Origin of the sequence: Winogradskya consettensis (assembly GCF_018332715.1) — a bacterium.
GTDB classification, from domain to species: Bacteria; Actinomycetota; Actinomycetes; order Mycobacteriales; family Micromonosporaceae; genus Actinoplanes; species Actinoplanes consettensis.
Genome location: NZ_BOQP01000067.1, coordinates 1 through 18,455, shown reverse-complemented (window position 1 = coordinate 18,455; position 18,455 = coordinate 1). Strand labels below are relative to the sequence as shown.

General features: G+C 67.9%; 12 protein-coding genes. 8 read left to right on the top strand and 4 right to left on the bottom strand.

Going from position 1 to position 18,455, the window contains the following annotated elements; translation table 11 throughout:
- Window positions 1-211: 211 nt before the first annotated feature.
- From Aco04nite_RS45690 to Aco04nite_RS45675, 4 genes are all read left to right on the top strand, one after another.
- Window positions 212-3,010 (top strand): fibronectin type III domain-containing protein, encoded by a 2,799-nt coding sequence (locus tag Aco04nite_RS45690; RefSeq protein WP_213003446.1) that lies wholly within the window; start codon window positions 212-214, stop codon window positions 3,008-3,010.
- The gene (locus Aco04nite_RS45685; protein WP_438875004.1) at window positions 2,938-4,140 is read left to right on the top strand and encodes a fibronectin type III domain-containing protein; all 1,203 of its coding nucleotides are present in this window, start codon (window positions 2,938-2,940) and stop codon (window positions 4,138-4,140) included. The genes Aco04nite_RS45690 and Aco04nite_RS45685 overlap by 73 nt, the downstream gene beginning before the upstream one ends.
- A gap of 786 nt (window positions 4,141-4,926) precedes the next feature.
- Window positions 4,927-6,741, top strand: a complete 1,815-nt coding sequence (locus tag Aco04nite_RS45680) for a family 20 glycosylhydrolase (protein ID WP_244876790.1) — start codon at window positions 4,927-4,929, stop codon at window positions 6,739-6,741.
- A 660-nt stretch (window positions 6,742-7,401) separates the two neighbouring features.
- On the top strand, window positions 7,402-9,033 hold the full coding sequence (locus Aco04nite_RS45675; protein ID WP_213003443.1) for an alpha/beta fold hydrolase: 1,632 nt from the start codon (window positions 7,402-7,404) through the stop codon (window positions 9,031-9,033).
- 55 nt (window positions 9,034-9,088) lie between these two features.
- Here Aco04nite_RS45675 and Aco04nite_RS45670 read toward each other — a convergent pair whose 3' ends face one another.
- A complete protein-coding gene (locus Aco04nite_RS45670; protein WP_213003442.1) occupies window positions 9,089-9,280 on the bottom strand; it encodes a nuclear transport factor 2 family protein in 192 nt (63 codons plus the stop codon).
- Here Aco04nite_RS45670 and Aco04nite_RS45665 point away from each other — a divergent pair.
- The 4 genes from Aco04nite_RS45665 to Aco04nite_RS45650 all read left to right on the top strand — a co-directional run bounded on the left by Aco04nite_RS45665 (window position 9,279) and on the right by Aco04nite_RS45650 (window position 15,147).
- Window positions 9,279-9,689: a helix-turn-helix domain-containing protein gene (locus Aco04nite_RS45665; RefSeq protein WP_213003441.1), complete on the top strand. Its 411-nt coding sequence runs from the start codon at window positions 9,279-9,281 to the stop codon at window positions 9,687-9,689. The genes Aco04nite_RS45670 and Aco04nite_RS45665 overlap by 2 nt on opposite strands.
- Before the next feature lie 652 nt (window positions 9,690-10,341).
- Complete coding sequence (locus Aco04nite_RS45660; RefSeq protein ID WP_213003440.1) at window positions 10,342-13,140, top strand: glycosyl hydrolase family 95 catalytic domain-containing protein; 2,799 nt, start codon at window positions 10,342-10,344, stop codon at window positions 13,138-13,140.
- 20 nt (window positions 13,141-13,160) lie between these two features.
- Window positions 13,161-14,576, top strand: coding sequence for a glycoside hydrolase family 10 protein (locus tag Aco04nite_RS45655; RefSeq protein WP_213003439.1), 1,416 nt, complete (start codon window positions 13,161-13,163; stop codon window positions 14,574-14,576).
- A gap of 112 nt (window positions 14,577-14,688) precedes the next feature.
- Window positions 14,689-15,147 carry an RICIN domain-containing protein gene (locus Aco04nite_RS45650; protein WP_213003438.1) on the top strand — a complete coding sequence of 153 codons (459 nt, stop codon included), beginning with the start codon at window positions 14,689-14,691 and terminating at the stop codon, window positions 15,145-15,147.
- A gap of 49 nt (window positions 15,148-15,196) precedes the next feature.
- Here Aco04nite_RS45650 and Aco04nite_RS45645 read toward each other — a convergent pair whose 3' ends face one another.
- The 3 genes from Aco04nite_RS45645 to Aco04nite_RS45635 form a co-directional block, all read right to left on the bottom strand.
- Entirely contained in the window at window positions 15,197-16,897 is a 1,701-nt protein-coding gene (locus Aco04nite_RS45645) for an amylo-alpha-1,6-glucosidase (RefSeq protein WP_213003437.1), read from the bottom strand.
- A 578-nt stretch (window positions 16,898-17,475) separates the two neighbouring features.
- Window positions 17,476-17,739, bottom strand: a complete 264-nt coding sequence (locus Aco04nite_RS45640) for a helix-turn-helix domain-containing protein (protein ID WP_213003436.1) — start codon at window positions 17,737-17,739, stop codon at window positions 17,476-17,478.
- Between the two features lie 390 nt (window positions 17,740-18,129).
- Window positions 18,130-18,455: MBL fold metallo-hydrolase (locus Aco04nite_RS45635; protein ID WP_213003435.1), on the bottom strand; the 326-nt coding region annotated here is incomplete at its 5' end.

The following is an 18,455-nucleotide window of genomic DNA, read 5'->3' as shown; positions in this document are numbered from 1 at the left end:
AAAGGACGGCCGAGTGAGTATGTGTCGAAACGTCAGTTCGAGGTTGCGTCGGACCACCGCTGTGCTGGTCAGCGGCGTACTCGCCGGGGGCGGGATGTCCTTGGCGGCGGCAGCACCGGCTTGGGCTGTCACGTCACCTTGTTCTGATGGCTCCACGCCGGCCCTGCTCAGCACGGTCACCTGTTCCTCCAGCGGCAACTACACCTTGACGGTGCCAAACGGCACGACGTCGGTGGATGTGGATGTGGTGGGCGCCGGTGGCGGCGCCGGCTATCCCGCGCGGGCGCACATCGGAGGTAACGCGGCCGAGGTGACTGGGACACTGACACTTCCCGTTGGTACAGCATCTCTGTACGTCCTGGTCGGTTTAGCCGGTACCGGCGACAACCATGGCACGAGCACCGGCGGCGCGGGCTCGGGCATCTTCGCTCTCGACTCGTCGAACGCCGTCCTGGCGAAACTCGTCATCGCCGGTGGTGGTGGCGGCGGCTCGTACAACGGTGACGGCGGCAACGCGGGGTCGGCGGGTACCAGTGACAACGCCCAGGCCGTGTCCGGCCCCGGTAGTCCGGGCGTCGGTTCCACCGGCGGGGCCGGCGGGACAGGCAACTACGCTCCCGGTACGGCCGGAGGTAGCAACAACCCCTCGGCGAAGTCCATCGCGGCCGGCGGAACGGGCGGTGCGGTGCCCGGCGGTGCTCGAGGCGGCGGTGGCGGTGGTGGATACGGTGGCGGTGGTGGCGGAGGCGGTAGCCGGGGTTCCATCCTCAGCTCCAATGTGGCTGGTGGAGGCGGTGGCTCCTCGTTCGCGTCCAGCGCGCTGTCGTCGGCCTCGATCGCGGTGCAGGCCGGCACCGGCGGTGTGCAGTTGCCCGGCTTGGTAGCCAGCGACGGTTCCACCGGTTCGGTCGTCATGACGTTCAACGGTGTGGCAAGCCCGGGCAGTCCGACGGCGGTCTCGGCGACGCCCGGCGATTCCCAGGCGTCCGTGTCGTTCACCGCGCCTGTCAGCGATGGCGGTGAACCGATCACGTCCTACACGGTGACGTCGAACCCGGGGGGTGTGACTCAGTCATGTCCTTCGAGTCCGTGCGTCGTGACAGGCTTGACGAACGGCACGGCGTACACGTTCACCGTCCACGCGACCAACGTCAACGGTGATTCGACCGAGTCGACCGCCTCCGCCGCGGTGACTCCCGCGCTGGCGCCGACGGCTCCGGCGGGGGTCACAGCGACCGCGGGCAACGGTCAGGCCAGTGTGTCGTTCGCCGCGCCGTCGAGCAATGGTGGCTCGGCGATCACGTCCTACACGGTGACGGCGAGTCCGGGTGGTTTCACTGCCTCGTGTCCGTCCAGCCCGTGTGTGGTGACCGGGCTGGATAACGGCACGTCGTACACGTTCACGGTCCACGCGACGAACGCCGTCGGCGACTCGCCCGAGTCCACCGCGTCAAGCGTGACAACGCCCATCGGGCAACCCGGCGTGCCGACCGACGTGACCGCAGCCCCGGGTGACTCTCAGGTGTCGGTGTCGTTCGCCGCGCCGTCGAGCAATGGTGGCTCGGCGATCACGTCCTACACGGTGACGGCGAGTCCGGGCGGTTTCACCGCCTCGTGTCCGTCCAGCCCGTGTGTGGTGACCGGGCTGGGTAACGGCACGTCGTACACATTCACGGTCCACGCAACGAATGCCATCGGCGACTCCACCGATTCCAACGCCTCCTCGGCCGTCACCCCGGCGTCTCTGCCCGGTGCGCCGACCGCCGTGTCGGCGACCGCCGGCCACGCCGGGGCCGGCGTGTCGTTCACCGCTCCGGCAGGCGACGGTGGCTCGGCGATCACGTCCTACACCGTCACGGCGAGTCCGGGTGGCCATACCGCCTCGTGCCCGTCCAGCCCGTGCGCGGTGACGGGACTGAGCAACGGCACCTCGTACACGTTCACCGTTCACGCGACGAATGCGATCGGCGACTCGGCCGAGTCGCCGGCTTCGGCCTCCGTGACACCGGTCGATGTGCCCTCGGCACCCACGATCGCCGTCACACCGGGCGACAGGCAGGTCTCGGTGTCGTTCACGCCACCAGCCGCCCAGGGCTCGGCGATCACCGGCTACGAAGTGTCCCTCGACGGGGGACCGTGGACGACACTGCAGAGCACCACCACCAACGGCATGGTCACCGCCACGGTCGCCGATCTCATCAACGGCACGACCTATGGGATACGGGTACGGGCAGTCAACGACCAAGGCCCCAGCCTCGCCTCGGCCGAGCAATCCGCCACGGCGGCCGCCGTCCCGGGCGTACCGACCGCAGTATCCGCCACCCGCGGGAACGCATCCGCGTCAGTCTCGTTCACCCCGCCGGCAGACAACGGCGGGTCCGCGGTCACCTCCTACACGGTCACGTCGACGCCAGGTGGCATTACCGCCACGTGCCCCTCCAGCCCGTGCGTCATCAACGGACTGTCCAACGGCACGTCGTACACCTTCACGACGCGCGCCACGAACGCCACCGGTAACTCGGCATCGTCGAGTGCATCGGCCGCCGTCACCCCTGCTACCGTCGCGGCAGCTCCGGGGGCCCTGACGGTCCAGCGGGGTGACGGGGCCGCGACCCTCGTGTTCCGTGTCCCGGTCAACACCGGCGGCGAGCCGATCACCGGATACGAGTACAGCCTCGACGACGGCAGTACCTGGAACACACTGACCGTTACCGGCGGCGCCTCGCTGACCGCGACCGTTCCCGGCCTGGCCAACGGCACCACCTACCCGGTGAGAATCCGGGCGCGCAGCTCGGTCGGTGCCGGTGCTGCCACCGCCGCCGTGCAGGTCACCCCGGCCGCTGTACCCGGCGTGCCCACTGCGGCGGTGGTGACCGGCGGAGCGGGCCGTGCGATTGTGTCGTTCTCCACCCCGTCCTCCACCGGCGGGGGGCAGCCATCACCTCCTACACGGTCACCTCGACGCCCGATGGTGTCACCGCAAACTGTTCAGCCTCCCCCTGCACCGTGACCGGGCTGCGGAACGGCACGTCGTACATCTTCACCGTGCACGCCACGAACAGCGTCGGTAGCTCCGGGGAATCCATCGCCACCGCTGCGGTCACACCGATGACCACTCCCGGCGTGCCGAGCGGCATCAGCACCACCGCCGGTCCGGAGGCACTGACCCTGTCGTTCACAGCTCCTGACTCCGGCGGATCACCGATCACGGGCTACCAGATCTCGCTCGACGGCGGGGAGAACTGGACCACGTTCACCCCCAGTGGCTCCCCGCTCACGGGCACGGCTACCGGTCTGCAAAGCGGTGTTCGCTACTCCGTCGCGCTCCGAGCGGTCAACGCGGTCGGCACGGGCACGGCGAGCACAGCCACCTCGGTGACGACGAAACCGGCCACGGTGACCCGCCCGACCGCCACCGCCGGTACGTCATCCACCACAGTCACATGGCCGCAGTCGACGACGGGCGTGGTGACCGGATACACGGTTTACGCGCACCCCGGGCCTGCTACTTGTGCCACCACCTCGATCACGGCGACGTCCTGCGTCATCGGTGCTACCGCGGGGGTTTCCTACACCTACACCGTCGTCGCACACAGTCCGGGCGGCGACTCGCTCGAATCGGACGCGTCAACCTCGACCGTTGCGCAGGAGCCCGCAGTACCGGTCAGCGCCCCCGCAGCCGCGCCTGCCACCCTCACCACCACCGAAGGCGTGCTCAGCACCGTCGACCCGGGCCAGCAGATCACCGTGCTCGGCACCGGCTTCGCGCCCTACTCCACCGCAGTGATCATCGTCTACAGCGCCCCGATCGTGCTGGGCACCGTCGTTGCCGACTCCGACGGGAACTTCACCAGGCAGATCACCGTCCCCGCTTCTCTGGCGATCGGTGAGCACGACCTCGTCGCGTCCGGCGTCGATGCCTCAGGCGAAACGCACATGATCCGCATGGCGGTCACGGTCGAGAAGAGTGCGACCCCGCCCCGCGGCGATTCCGGGGACAGCGGTGGTAGCGGCCAACTGCCCACCACCGGGGCACCGGTTCAAATGCTTGTTGTGTGGGCCACGCTCATCATCGGCGCCGGTATAGCGATGATCGCCTACGCGCGAAGCCGGCCGGCTCATCAGTCGCACGGATGCTGAATCGGTGAAACCGGAGCCCCATCACCGATCATCGGTGATGGGGCGTTCGGCTGAGTGCATCGAAGCGGGCGATTCCCACCGACCACGCCGAAGCGCGCGCCGCTACCTCCGGACGCTGTCGATGATGCACAGTGGTCGGCGGAGATCGGTTGGTGTGCTCGGTGGGGCGACCCTTATGCGGGTGGTGATGGGGTGGCCGTCGATGGTCACCGTGCAATCACGCGCCGATAGAGGACCTATGGTCGACGTTGAGGAACGCCCAGGAGCCGCCGCACGTCCACGACAGTCCGAACGACGAGCCCGGCGACTTGGCGATGTTCTGCAGGCACCGATGATGGCCGCAGGTGGGGACTCCCCGCCGTGCGGGGCCGCGCCCGGGTCGTAGCTGCGTTGGTAGCGGTTTGCGGGCGGGAGCCAGATTTAGTGAAAGACTCAGGTGGGTGCCTCGGCTTCCGATCATCTGAGATATGTCGACAGCAGCTGGCCGGGATGACGCGGCAGGTGTAGGTGGCCGCGTCTCGGATCGAGGCGCGTGGCCGGCTGAGCCGGCGGACGCGCTGGTTACCGGCTTGCTGGCCCGCGGGGAGGGGGTGGACCCGGCGGGCTACGCCGCTTCCGTGGCTACCATGAACAACCCCGGTGAACTCGGGTGCGGCCGCATTCCACATCACCTGCTTCGCAGACCCCTCGGTTCCGTTCTTGGCCTCGCGTAGGAAAGGCAGTGCCGCCATGCGCCCCGGACACGGAAGGCTCCTCGCAGCCCTCTTTCTAGCTGCAGGATGCACGCTGACGTCCGCGTCCGCATCCGCATCGGCACCCGCAGGAGCCGCCGCCTCGGCGCCACCGGCCACCATCCCATCCATCCAGCAATGGACAGCCGCCTCGGGGAACTACATCTTCACGGCGGCATCACGGATCGTGACAAGTACCGTGGCTCTGCAGACCGCCGCGGGGCTGCTCGCCGCGGATCTACGGGCCGTGACCGGCTACCCAGTGCCGATCGCGTCCGGCACCCCAGCCGTCGGTGACGTCGTCCTCACCGCAGGCAGTTTCGGCGACGAGGGCTATCGGCTCGCTCTGGCGGGCACCGCCACGATCAGCGGCAGCACCGCCGGTGTCTTCTACGGAACCCAGACCCTGCTGCAGATGCTCAAGCAGAACCGATCCCTGCCCCAAGGCACCGCCACCGACGCACCGGTCTACCGCGATCGCGGCTTCATGATCGACACCGGCCGCAAGTTCTACACCATCGACTGGCTACACGCTCGGGTACGCGAACTGGCATACCTGAAGTACAACCGGCTGAACCTGCACCTGAGCGACGACCAGGAATTCCGTATCGAGAGCAGCAGCCACCCCGAGGTCGTGTCGGCAACGCACTACACCAAAGCGCAGATCGCCGAACTCGTGGCCTACGCGGCGCAGTACCGGATCACGATCGTTCCCGAGATCGACATGCCTGGACACATGACCCGCATCCTGCGGGACAAACCCAGTCTCAGCCTGGTGCGCAACAACGGCACACGCAGCCTGGACCTGTCCAGCGACCAGGCATGGCCCTTGGCCCGTGATCTGATCACCGAGTACCTACCTCTCTTCACCGGCCCCTACTGGCATCTCGGCGCCGATGAATGGCTCAGCGCCGCGGAAATGTCCCAGTTCCCGCAGCTCGACCAGCGCGCTCACCAGTTGTTCGGCAAGTCCGCTACCGGCCGGGACCTGCAATACGACTTCATCAACAAGATCAACCATCTGGTACGGGCCAACGGTAAGACCCTACGGATCTGGAACGACCAACTCGTCCCGGGAACCGTCGTCAACGTCGCGCCGACCGTCCAGATTGCACACTGGTACGGCTCGACCGACATGACCCCGCAGACTCTTGCCGACCGCGGCCACGACCTCATCAACGCCAACTGGAACCAGCTGTACTACATCGTCGGCATCAGCCGGCCCGACCCGGCTGCCATCTACGAATCGTTCGTTCCCAACCAGTTCGCCTTCGGCACCGGCAACACCACCATCGCAAGGTCGGACCCGCACTTGCTGGGCTCCCAACTCAGCCTCTGGGGCGAGCCCGGCCGTGACGAGCCCGAGAACGACATCGCCACCAACCTGAAGGACCCGCTGCGGGCCCTCATCCAGGGCACCTGGGGCTCGCCAAAACCCGCCTCGACGTACAACACGTACACCGCCATCATCAGAGCTGTCGGAGACGCACCTGCCGGTGGCACCGCGCCGCCGCCCCCGAAGCCGACACCTCCTGCGGTACCGGCACCGACGACAACCGTTCCGGCTGAGGTCCGCGCGTCCGGCACGTCCACGATCAAGGTCCGCACGTCGAAGACCGTCAGGCGGATCTTCACGTTTACGAGCAGCACCAACGGGACACCCATGGCGTCCGCACAGTTCAGCGTGCGGGTCACGCTTCCCGGCGGCAGAACGGTCCACCAAGCGCACACCACCAACAGCAACGGCCAGATAACCGTGCCCATCAAAACCAGCACCAAGGCCGGCGCCGGCAAGGTCGTCATCAGCTACGGCGGGAGCCCGAAAGTGGATGCGGCCATGTTCACCGTCCCGGTCACCGTCACCCGCTGATCCGCACGCGCAGCCGACCGGAACCGGCCCAGTTCACGCGGCCCGCCGTTCGGTCGGGCGTCACAGTGACAACCGACCGAGCGCGTTCATGTCTGGACCTGCTGCACCGATAGGTGACAGCTGAGACGGCTTGCCGTGACGGCGGGCTGGAATATGTTCTGTGCCCAAGCTCTACCCTCGTGAGTTCCTCGACGATGTTGTGCGGGTCGCTCGTGACCGTGAGCCTGGTGAGCCTGGTGAGCCACAGCCAACCGCGAATCTCACCCCAGACTGACATCCGTGAGTGCCGGCCAACTCTTGATCGCGCCCCAGGCGTACGGAACACCGGGCGGTCCGATTACGGTCCGTTGCCGGCTATTCGTTCGCGGATCTCGGCCGCCGAGTGCCCCCAGGAGCTCGACCAGGCTTCCGGGTCGAACTCATCGAAGATCGCCGGAGCCAGGTCGCGCTCCGTGCGGGCGCCGGTACGCCTCTCGAGGATGTGCGGACAGTTTGATGAAGGCGGAAATGAGGGTGACGCGGCTGTGCAACGCCACGAACGGATTGTCTCCGTGGACGAACTGGCGACGAGGGACGGCCCGATCCAGCAGACGTGCTGAATATGATCCACCTCATAGTCTCTGACGAAACCTGGCGGGGGGCTCGGAGCGATCTACAACTATGAGTACCAACGACGCCACCGAGACGCCGATGACTGACGCCGAGTATCCGGCCCGTCGGGCACGGCGGCGAAGCCCCCTCCGCACACCAGCGCTCGCCGGTCTTGGCGGCGCCCTGGCCGCCGTGGCCGCGCTGCTGGTCGCGCCGCACGCCGGCGCGGCGACAGAGCCGTCGCCGACCCCGGGCACGCCCTCGCGGCGGTTCACCGAGCAGCCGGTCACCTGGGCCGCCTGCGACGACGAATCCGAGCTGCAGTGCGCCACCATCGACGCGCCGGTCGACTACCTGCGGCCGGACGCCGGCACCCTGCGGATCACGTTCTCCAAGCTCGCCACCAGCGTCCCCGCCAAGCGCCGCGGTGTCCTCTTCCTCAACCCCGGCGGCCCCGGCGCACCCGGGCTGGACGAGCCACTGTGGCGCGGGGAGGGGCTACCCCAGGAGGTGCGCGAGCAGTACGACCTGATCGGCTTCGACCCGCGCGGTATCGGCCGGAGCAGTGCCCTGACCTGCGGCCTGGTCGGCGACGAGGCGGTGCAGAGCAGGCCCTACCGGCCGCAGCGGTTCACGCGCGATGTGGCGGTGGCCAAAGCGGTGGCCGCCAAGTGTGCGGCGACCCCGACGGCCGGGCAGATCTCGACCCGGAACACCGCACGCGACATGGATCTGATCCGCGCGGTCCTCGGCGAGCCGAAGATCTCCTACTACGGCCTCTCGTACGGCACCTTCCTGGGCGCGGCGTACACCCAGCTTTTCCCCGATCGGACCGACCGCGTCGTGCTGGACAGCAACCTGGACCCGGCACGAATCTGGCGGGGCGTCTACGACGCGATGGCCGATGGCGCCACCGCGTACTTCGACCGGTTCACCCGGTGGACCGCCGAGCGGGACGCCATCTACCATCTCGGCCGCACACCCGGGGCCGTCGAGAAGTCCTTCTGGGATCTGGCCGCGCGGGTCGCGCAGCACCCGATCCAGATCGACGGGAGGTCCTACTCCGCTTTGGAGGCGCGGTCCGACATGGTGAGCGCGACGATCGACGGCCCGGAGGCCGGCGTGGCCTATGTCCGCGAGCTGCGCGGCGCCCTCGACGGCAAGCCGCATGACCTGAGCATCCCCGATGACGGCGGGCAGGACGACGCGTTCACCTCGCCGTTCTGGTCGGTGTTGTGCAACGACAGCTCGACCTGGCCGCTGGGCGAGAAGGCCACCCTCGACGACATCAAGCGAACCATCCGCCGGTATCCGCTGGTCGGCGATTTCCTGGTCAATGCCAACCCGTGCAGCTTCTGGTCGCTGCCGCACACCGAGCCGGACCTCCGGATCGACAACAAGGTCCCGGTGCTGCTCCTGCAGAACGAGTGGGACCTGCAGACGCCCGGCCCGATGGGTGTGGGCATGCACCGTGCGCTGCGAGAATCCCGTCTGGTCATGGTCGAGAAGGCCAAGAACCACGGTGTGTACGACGACGGCAACCCGTGCGCGGTCGCGGTGGCCAACTCATACCTGGCCACCGGTGTCCTCCCGAACCGGGACGTCACCTGTCACGTGGCGCCGGAGCAGCGCCGGACGACGGATGCCCGGCGGTCCGCCGTACCCGAATTGCCCTTCCCCGGAGTCCTCGCCCGCCCCTAATGCTCTCCAAGGTGGATCGTGTTCCGCCGAGCCCGGCCCGGCGGAACACGAGTGATCAGAACGGGCCGTTGCTGTGCGGCAGGTCGGCCACGATCTCCGGGGTGATGTCCCAGTGCTCGACGATCTTGCCGTTGTCGACGCGGAACAGGTCGTAGAACGCCGTCGGCGCCGGGCCGAACGAACCCTCCGACACGGTCAGAACGAAGTTGCCCTCGGCGATGACCTTGTGCACGGTGTCGTAGACCATGGTGACGCCCTGCTCGGCAACACACCTCGGCGCGTCCACCGCCGACCAGAACCTCGAAACCGGCGATACCTTTCAACGGTTCCGGACCGCCCTCGAACGCGACTTCACCCGCATCCATCGGCTCGACGACTACGCCCGTTCAGTCGGCTACTCGGCTTGCACCCTGAGCCGGGCGACCATGGCCACCGCGGGCGTCAACGGCAAGGACTTCATCGATCGACGCATCGTCCTGGAGGCCAAACGAATGCTCGCGCACAGCGACCACAACGCAGCTCAGATCGCGGCCCGCCTCGGGTTCGCCAGCGGCACAAACTTCACCGAATACTTCCGCGCGCGAGCCGGCCTGACGCCGATCGCGTTCCGGACCAGCCTCACCACGACCGGCAGATCGTCGCAACCTGAACGCTGACCCCACTGTCATGGCGTACCGCTCCGCGTTCCCCGGGTTTCGCCGAGATGCTTCTTGTACGCCTCGCCGAGATGGCTCTCATCGGTGAATACCAGCGGCCTGCGAGTTCGGCGATTGGCCAGGAGGTGGATATCAGTTCCGCGGTGATGCGTTCGAGGCGCCGCTGCCGTACGTAAGCTATGACGGTCTGCTGGTCCTGGGCGAAGGTGCGGCAGGGCCCGGACCGAGACGTGCAGGTCAGCCGCCACTGTGGACGGGTCGAGGTTGGGCACCAGCTCCAGGGAGACGTCGAGCGCCTCGTCGGTGCCGGCGCAGTCGACCGCTGCCGTGCCGCCCCGCGGAGCGGCGACCCGGACCCGGCCGGTGAGGCCGGGACGTCGGCGTACGCGGATGATGCGGGGTAGACGACCGACGGGACAGGCCGGGCGGTGCTGAATGCGGGCGTGAGGCGATCAATAGACATTTTCGCCATTCTCCAAGAACCAATGAGCAAAAATTGTTACGCCGTCGAACCGCCAAGAAATAGATAAAAGATTGACGCCCATCACTTGATGGGTCGGAAACAATCTGGCAATCTAGGGATGCCGCTTTTGGGAGCGCTCCCAGCATTGTCCGGCGCCTGACCCTGCTCTTCTTCATGGAAGGGACAACCATGCCTGAGGTGACACGCAGGCGCCTGATCTTCGGGGGTGCGGCCGGCGCGGCGCTTCTGCCTCTGGGATGGACGGCGGTCGCCCGAGCCGACTCTGTTGCGCCCCCGGAGGTGCTGGCGTCCGGCGACCTCGCCTTGTGGTACGACGAGCCGGCCGGCTCCGACTGGCTGAGGGCGCTGCCGATCGGCAACGGACGACTCGGCGCCATGGTGTTCGGCAACGTCGATACCGAACGGCTCCAGCTCAACGAGGACACGATCTGGGCCGGTGGCCCCTACGACTCGAGCAACCCCCGGGGTGCGGCCGCGCTGGCCGAGATCCGGCGGCGGGTATCGGCCGACCAGTGGACGTCGGCGCAGGATCTGATCGACCAGACCATGATGGGTACGCCCAGCGGTCAGCTGGCGTACCAGACGGTCGGTGACCTCCGGCTCGCCCTCGGCTCGGCCGCCGGCGCGACGCAGTACCGCCGGGTGCTCGACCTGACGACCGCCATCGCCACCACGACGTACGTGCTGAACGGTGTACGCCATCAGCGCGAGGTGTTCGCGAGCGCACCGGACCAGGTGCTGGTCGTCCGGCTGACCGCGGACCGGGCCGGCGCGATCTCTTTCAGCGGCACCTTCGCCAGCCCGCAACGCACGACGATGTCCAGCCCGGACGGCGCCACGATCGCCCTCGACGGGATCTCCGGCACCATGGAGGGCGTCACCGGCTCCGTCCGCTTCCTCGCCCTGGCGCAGGCGGTCGTCACCGGCGGTTCGGTCACGAGCTCCGGCGGGACCCTGCGGGTGTCCGGCGCCACCAGCGTGACGCTGCTGGTGTCGATCGGCTCGAGCTACGTCGACTACCGCACCGTCAACGGCGACTACCAAGGCCTCGCCCGCAGCCGGTTGACGGCCGCCCGCGCCGTCGCGTACGACCAGCTCCGGAGCCGGCACATCGCCGACTACCAGGCGTTGTTCGTCCGGGTGACGATCGATCTGGGCCGCACCGCCGCCGCCGACCAGCCGACCGATGTGCGGATCGCGCAACACGCCACCGTCAACGACCCGCAGTTCTCCGCACTGCTGTTCCAGTTCGGCCGGTACCTGCTGATCTCCTCGTCGCGACCGGGCACCCAGCCGGCCAATCTGCAGGGCATCTGGAACGACTCGACGAGTCCGCAATGGGACTCGAAGTACACCCTCAACGCGAACCTGCCGATGAACTACTGGCCGGTCGACACCACCAACCTGGCGGAGTGCTACCAACCGGTCTTCGAGATGATCAAAGATCTGGCGGTCAGCGGCGCCCGTACAGCGCAGGTGCAGTACGGCGCCGGCGGCTGGGTCTCCCACCACAACACCGATGCCTGGCGGGGCACGTCGGTGGTCGACGGGGCGCTGTGGGGCATGTGGCAGACCGGTGGCGCCTGGCTGTCCACCCTGATCTGGGATCATTACCGGTTCACCGGTGACCTCGGCTTCCTGCGGGCCAACTACCCGGCCATGAAGGGCGCCGCCCAGTTCTTCCTGGACACCCTGGTCACCGATCCGGCGCGCGGCTACCTGGTCACCAATCCGTCGAACTCGCCGGAACTCGCCCACCACGCGAACGCCAGCGTGTGCGCCGGCCCCACCATGGACAACCAGATCCTGCGTGACCTGTTCGACGGGGTGGCCCGGGCCGGTGAGGTCCTCGGCGTCGACGACGACTTCCAGATCCGGGTACGGGCGACGAAGGACCGGCTCCCACCGATGCGCGTCGGCTCCCGGGGAAACATCCAGGAATGGCTCGCCGACTGGGTGGAGACCGAACCGAACCACCGGCACGTCTCGCACCTGTACGGGCTGCACCCCAGCAATCAGATCACCAGGCGCGGCACTCCCGAGCTTTACCAGGCCGCGCGCCGGACCCTGGAGTTGCGCGGCGACGACGGGACCGGCTGGTCGCTCGCCTGGAAGATCAATTTCTGGGCGCGGCTGGAGGATGCCGGCCGGGCGCGCAAGCTGCTCGGTGACCTGGTGCGCACGGACCGGCTCGCGCCCAACATGTTCGACCTGCATCCGCCCTTCCAGATCGACGGCAACTTCGGCGCGACCTCCGGCATCGCCGAGATGCTGCTCCAGAGTCACAACAACGAGCTGCACCTGCTGCCGGCGTTGCCGAGCACCTGGCCCACCGGCCGGGTAGCCGGCCTGCGGGGGCGGGGCGGATTCACCGTGAGCATGGCGTGGAGCGCCGGTCAGGCGGACGAGCTGGTGATCAAGGCTGATCGCGACGGCGCCGTGAAGCTCCGCGCCCGGCTGTTCGCGGCGAGCTTCACCCTCGTCGACGTCACCGATGGCACCACCCCGGTCGTTACCCGCCCGGAGTCCGACTGCGTGCAGCTCACCATGCGCGCCGGCCACACCTACCAGGCTCTGCGGCCCGGCGTGACACCGTCGCCGTCGGCAACGGCCTCCACCAGTGTGCCGCCCTCGGCCGAACCGACGATGTCACCCCCGTCGCCAACCGGCGCACGAGCGGCGTACGCGGTGACGAGTTCGTGGTCCGGCGGTTTCCAGGCCGAGGTGACGGTGACCGCCGGTGCAACGGCGATCAAGGGATGGACCGTGTCCTGGACCTTTCCCGGTGGGCAGCACATCAGCCAGGTCTGGAACGGCGCCTGCACCCAGAGCGGCACGACGGTGACGGTGACCAACGCCGCGTACAACGGTGCCCTCGCTCCCGGTGCCGCCACCAGTTTCGGGTTGATCGCCTCGGTGACCGGCGTGAACGACCCGCCCCTCACCGTCTCCGTCACCGTCAGCTGAACTATGAGGAGGACGTAAGGATGAAGGACGTCAACGCACACCGGAAACGCCGTGCCGGCAGCCGCGCCAGGCTGCTTCTCGGCGCTGCCTGCACCGTGGCGATCGCCGTGTCCTCGGTGGCGGTGGCCACTTTTGCCCACGCCGATCTCACGGGCCCACCCGGGGCCACGCTCAAGGCGGCCGCCGAGCGCAGTGGCCGGTATTTCGGTGCCGCCATGGGCGGAGATCGCCTCAGCGACCAGGGTTTCCTCACAATCGCGAACCGCGAGTTCGACATGATGACGGCCGTCAACGAGATGAAGCCCGACGCGACGGAGCCCAACCAGGGCCAGTTCGACTTCCGGGCCGGTGATGCGATCTACAACTGGGCCACCCAGCACGGCATGCGGGTCCGGGGTCACACCCTGGCCTGGCACGGACAGCAGCCGAGGTTCTGGGGGAGCCTCAGCAGCAGCAGCCTGCGAGCCGCGATGATCGAGCACATCAACGGCGTCATGACCCACTACAAGGGCAAACTCGCCTACTGGGACGTGGTCAACGAGGCCTTCGCCGAGAACGGCGGCCGCCGGTCGTCGAACCTGCAGTCCACCGGCAACGACTGGATCGAGGCGGCGTTCCGGGCCGCCCGGGCCGCCGACCCGAGCGTGAAACTGTGTTACAACGACTACAACATCGAGAACTGGACGTACGCCAAGACGCAGGGCGTCTACAACATGATCAGGGACTTCAAGTCCCGCGGCGTACCCGTCGACTGTGTAGGTCTGCAGACACACTTCACCGGTGGCAGTTCGCTGCCGGGCAATTTTCAGCAGACGCTGTCGAGCTTCGCGGACCTCGGGGTGGACGTGGCGTTGACGGAGGCCGACGTCACCAACGCGTCCACCACGCAGTACGCGGGGCTGACCCAGGCGTGCATGAACGTTCCCCGCTGCGTCGGCATCACGACCTGGGGCGTGCGGGACAGCGACTCCTGGCGCGGCAGCGAGAACCCACTGCTGTTCGACCGCAACAGCAACCCCAAGGCCGCGTACACGTCGGTCCTCAACGCCCTCAACGCCGCCTCCACCTCGGTGCCGGGGACGAGCACGCCACCGAGCACCCCTCCCAGCACGCCGCCTGTCACGGGTCAGCCCGGCGGCTGCACCGCGACGTACCGCCTGGTCAACCCGTGGAGCGGCGGCTTCCAGGGGGAAGTCACGGTGGCCAACAACGGGTCCACCGCGCTCAGCGGCTGGACCGTGCTGCTGACGCTCGGCGGTGGGCAGAGCATCGCCAATGTCTGGAACGGCGTCAACACCGGCACCAGCGGCACGGTCAGCGTGCGCAACGCCACCTACAACGGCTCGGTCGGCGCGAACGCCTCGACCACGTTCGGCTTCCTGGCCAACGGGAGCGCCGACACGGCCCCGGGCGCCATCTCCTGCACCAGCCCCTGACCGACGACACGACCCAGCCCCGCCCCATTGCTCGTCAAGTCGCCATCCCCTCGGGGCCCGATGATGCAGCGGCTGTCACTCACCCTCAACGGCAGCACCCTGACCGCCGCCATTGACGGCACCACCCCCCACCGGGGAGATCCGCGGTGGGGGGTGGTGCCGCTATCTGGACGTCAACGGCCAGAGCCAGTTCGACGGGGTGGTCGTTCAGATCTGGGACGGCAACGGCTGCGCGAACCGGAGCTGGACGGCGACCTCAAGCAGTCAGCTGGTTGTGTACGGCAACAAGTGCCTCGATGCCCCGAGCGCCTCCACCGGTGCCCGGGCGCGGATCTGGTCCTGCACCGGCGCGGCCAACCAGCGATGGAACGAGCCGACCGTGGCCGGCTACTGGAACACCTACACCGGGGCGAGGGTAATCGAGAACTCAGGCACCTACGTACGGGTCAGGAACGTGGGCAGCGGGCTCTATCTCGACGGCATGGGCCGCACAGCGAACGGGGCGAGTATCGGCCAGTACAGCGATTCCACCAGTGTCAACCAGCGCTGGAAGATTGTGGCCGCAAGCTGATGCCGGCAAACAGCGTCACCCTCGCCCGGCCCGGACGTGAGCCGGCAGATCACTGGAGACCGGCGTGGCGCCGCTCATGAGCGGCGGCGAGAATGAGGTAGCTGCTCGCCGTCCAGGTGTATGCGCGGTCGCGCAGCCCGGTGCCGGTTTCGGCGTCGAAGTTCTCGGCGAAGCCGGACGTTTCGCACAAGGTCCGGAACCGCCGGCTGATTTCGTCGGCCAGCTCGGTCTGCTCTGCTCGGCGAAGGCCGTCCTCGATCAGCACGGTGGACGGCGCCCAGATCGGACCGCGCCAGTAGCCGTCGGCGGTGTAGTGGGGCGAGCTGACCGGTTCGGTGGCCAGGCCGTGGCCTGTCAAGTGCGACCGCAGCGCGGCGGTGAGCTGGTCGACGATCTCGGCCGGGAGTTCGTCACCGAGCACGAGGGGCAGGAAGGCGAGCAGGCTGGTGCTCGAGAGCGGCTGCCCGGTCACGGCGCTTCGCGCGGTGAAGGCATTGCCGTCCCAGAGTTGCTCGAGCAGAGCAGCGCGCATCCGATCGGCGATGTCGGTCCAGCGCCGGGCCGCGCCCGGTTCGTCAAGGTCGTCGGCGAGCACGGCCAGCTCGCGTGACTGTGTCACCAGGAAGGCGGCGAGGTCGGCGGTCTCGAGGAGCCGTTCGTCGTCGAAGGCGGTGGCGTTGTCCCAGCCGCTGTCGTTGCCGTGCTGGTAGTGCGCGAGTTCATGGCCGGGAACGCGGCGGTGGGTGAGCCAGAACTGCGTCCAGCGGCTGATCCGCTGGTAAGCCTCGCTCAGTTGTTGCCGGTCGAGCGGTGTCTGTTCACGCAGCCGGGCGAGTGCCCAGCCGTGGATGGGTGGCTTGACGAAGTTGTAGAGGACCTCGGAGTGGGTCACCGAGTCCGGCAGCGCCCCGGAGGGATCCTGGTGGTCGAAGGGCAGCTGGAACTGATGCCAGGCCAGCTCTGGGTCGCCCGCTGCGAGGGCGATCGCGTTGAAGCAGTGGTCCCAGCTCCACACCTTGTCCATCCAGTGTTTGGACATCAGTACGGCCGGTCGGGTGACGAAACCCGACGGTGCCACGGTGGCGGACCACACCACGTACGCGGCGAGCTCGGCGGCCGGGGTTCGTTCGCTGCGCCAGGGCGCCACCGCATCGGCGAAGGTGGCGAATCGTGTCCGGGCAGCATGGGCGGCCTGCTCGAAGGTGGCGTCGGCGGAGTACGGCGACCGGCCCGCCTCGTACTCCATGATGGAGATCTCCCAGTCGGCGCCGGCGGGCAGGTCGACGTGGCGCTCTCCCGCGCCCAGCAGCTGTACGCCGGCCGACCCTGCGACGTCGCCGGCGAGCACAGTGATCCGGTAGCGCCGACCGGTCTCGTACGACGTGAAAACGTGCGCTCCGTCGACCGGGTCGTGGTAGAGGTAGGTTCCGCTGAACGGGGTCAGTTCCGCGGCGGCCGCAGCGATACGCAAGCCGAGGTGCTCGCCGCGGATGCGGATCGTGTCGGAGCCCTCGAAGACCAGGTCGATCCGGCCCCCTTCGCCGTGCCACGACAGCATGGCCGGCGTCGCCACGACCGCCGGATCGCCGCGAACCTCGAAACGCAGCACGGGATGCATGCCGGACTGGTGCGAGACCAGGTGCAGATGGTCAGCGTAAGTATCTTGCGCGATGACCGGGGAGATGCCGAACCAGGATCCGCGACAGCTGAACGGGATGTCCTGGATGGAAAATGTCGAGTCGGCGCCCACGGCCCGCCTTTCAGTTCCTGACTGCCGCCGGTGGTCACGTCGGCGGCGGTGAATCGCTGCGCGGCGACGACCGGCACGGATGCCACGACAGCAGCGGCCATGATCGTTTCACGTCTGGATGTTGATCGCCGACCCGGTGCACGATCGGCTGATGGCCGCCACTCTCGTCAAGACTAGAGCCAAGCCCCGCCACCGGTCGGCGCACACGCGGCGCAGCCGTTTTCGATAGCTCGTACCTTGTTGCTCGCATCGTCCCAGGCGGGTCTGCTGCACCGATAGGTGACAGATCAAGTCATGCGGCCTGATTGGCCGGTGAGCCGCGGCCGCTGACGGCTTCTGCCGGGCCGCCGTGCCATGGCTCGTACGTGATCACCGTTCGAGCCTGGGTGTAGTCCTACGCGGCTCACTGAACGAGACCAGTCCTGCCACGATCACGCTGATCGCCAGACAAGGGTCTTGCCGAACGGGCTGGACGCCGCCCCGCCGGCACCTGAGCACCCATCACGCATGACCTACCGCAGCCGGTCGGGCGTCGAGGTCTGCCGCTCGCGGCGGTAAGTCTGGGGAGCGCGGCCGGTTCACCGGCCGAATGCCCGGATGAAGCTGGATGTCTCCGCGTAGCCCAGGCGCTGGGCGACCTGGTCCGTCGTCATGCCGGTCGTGAGCAGTGCCTCGGCTTGTGCCTGCCGGACCTCGTCGGCGAGTGCGCGGAACGACGAATGTTCCGCGTCGAGTCGGCGGGACAGCGTTCGGACGCTCCTGCCCAGGTCTCCGGCGACCTCCGGCAGCGTCGGCAGCGGCCCCGGTCTGCGGCGCAGGGCGTCGCGCACCGCTCCTGTCACGCATCGCCACGTGGTAGCGGCTGCCGGCGTCGATGGCCAGGCCCGGGTGGGCCGCGGCCAGCCTGTGCTGCAAGTTCCGGATCACCTCGAACTCCTGGCCGGCGGTGACCTCGGCCGCCGGGTCATGCAGCACATTCGTGTCAACGCCGGTGCCGTCCAGGCATTCGGTTTCTGCTGCGGTCAAATCCGCAGCCGCGGCACGCAGGCGATGGGCCGTGCCCGCCGTGACGCGACCAGGATTGCGTTCGACGTTGGAGAGCTCTCCACCTGGTCGAGGCCGGCATCTTCGGGTTGCTGCAAGGCGGCTACCACGAAGCGAGCTTTGAACTTGTTAGGTGCCAGCGGCCGACACCATGTAGAACCACTGCCGCGCCGCCTGGCAACTCATTCCTAACGCCTATAGCTGTAGAGCTTTCGCTGGGCGATGACCTCGCCGAGGTTTTTGTTGGGTTCGGTGTCGAACAGGCCTCCGTGATAGGTGATGATGGCCGCGATGTCGTACTCCGTGAGCTTCTCGAGAGCAGAAATGGCATCGTCCGCCACAACGCCGTCCTCGGCCATCGGATCCTCGTTCGGACCGACCAGCTCTCCGTGCAGGATGTTCAGCGCGTCTCCGGCGATGAGGGTCTTGCTTGCGTGGTGGTAGAGGCAGATATGGCCGGCTGTGTGGCCCGGGGTGTGGATCACCGTCACTCGGGCGTTGCCCCCGGATCTTG

Excerpts from the sequence above, each read along its gene's own strand:
- Aco04nite_RS45675 (WP_213003443.1), top strand. The coding sequence starts at position 7,402 with ATGAGTACCAACGACGCCACCGAGACGCCGATGACTGACGCCGAGTAT.
- Aco04nite_RS45665 (WP_213003441.1), top strand. The coding sequence starts at position 9,279 with ATGGTGACGCCCTGCTCGGCAACACACCTCGGCGCGTCCACCGCCGAC.
- Aco04nite_RS45670 (WP_213003442.1), bottom strand. The coding sequence starts at position 9,280 with ATGGTCTACGACACCGTGCACAAGGTCATCGCCGAGGGCAACTTCGTT.
- Aco04nite_RS45660 (WP_213003440.1), top strand. The coding sequence starts at position 10,342 with ATGCCTGAGGTGACACGCAGGCGCCTGATCTTCGGGGGTGCGGCCGGC.
- Aco04nite_RS45655 (WP_213003439.1), top strand. The coding sequence starts at position 13,161 with ATGAAGGACGTCAACGCACACCGGAAACGCCGTGCCGGCAGCCGCGCC.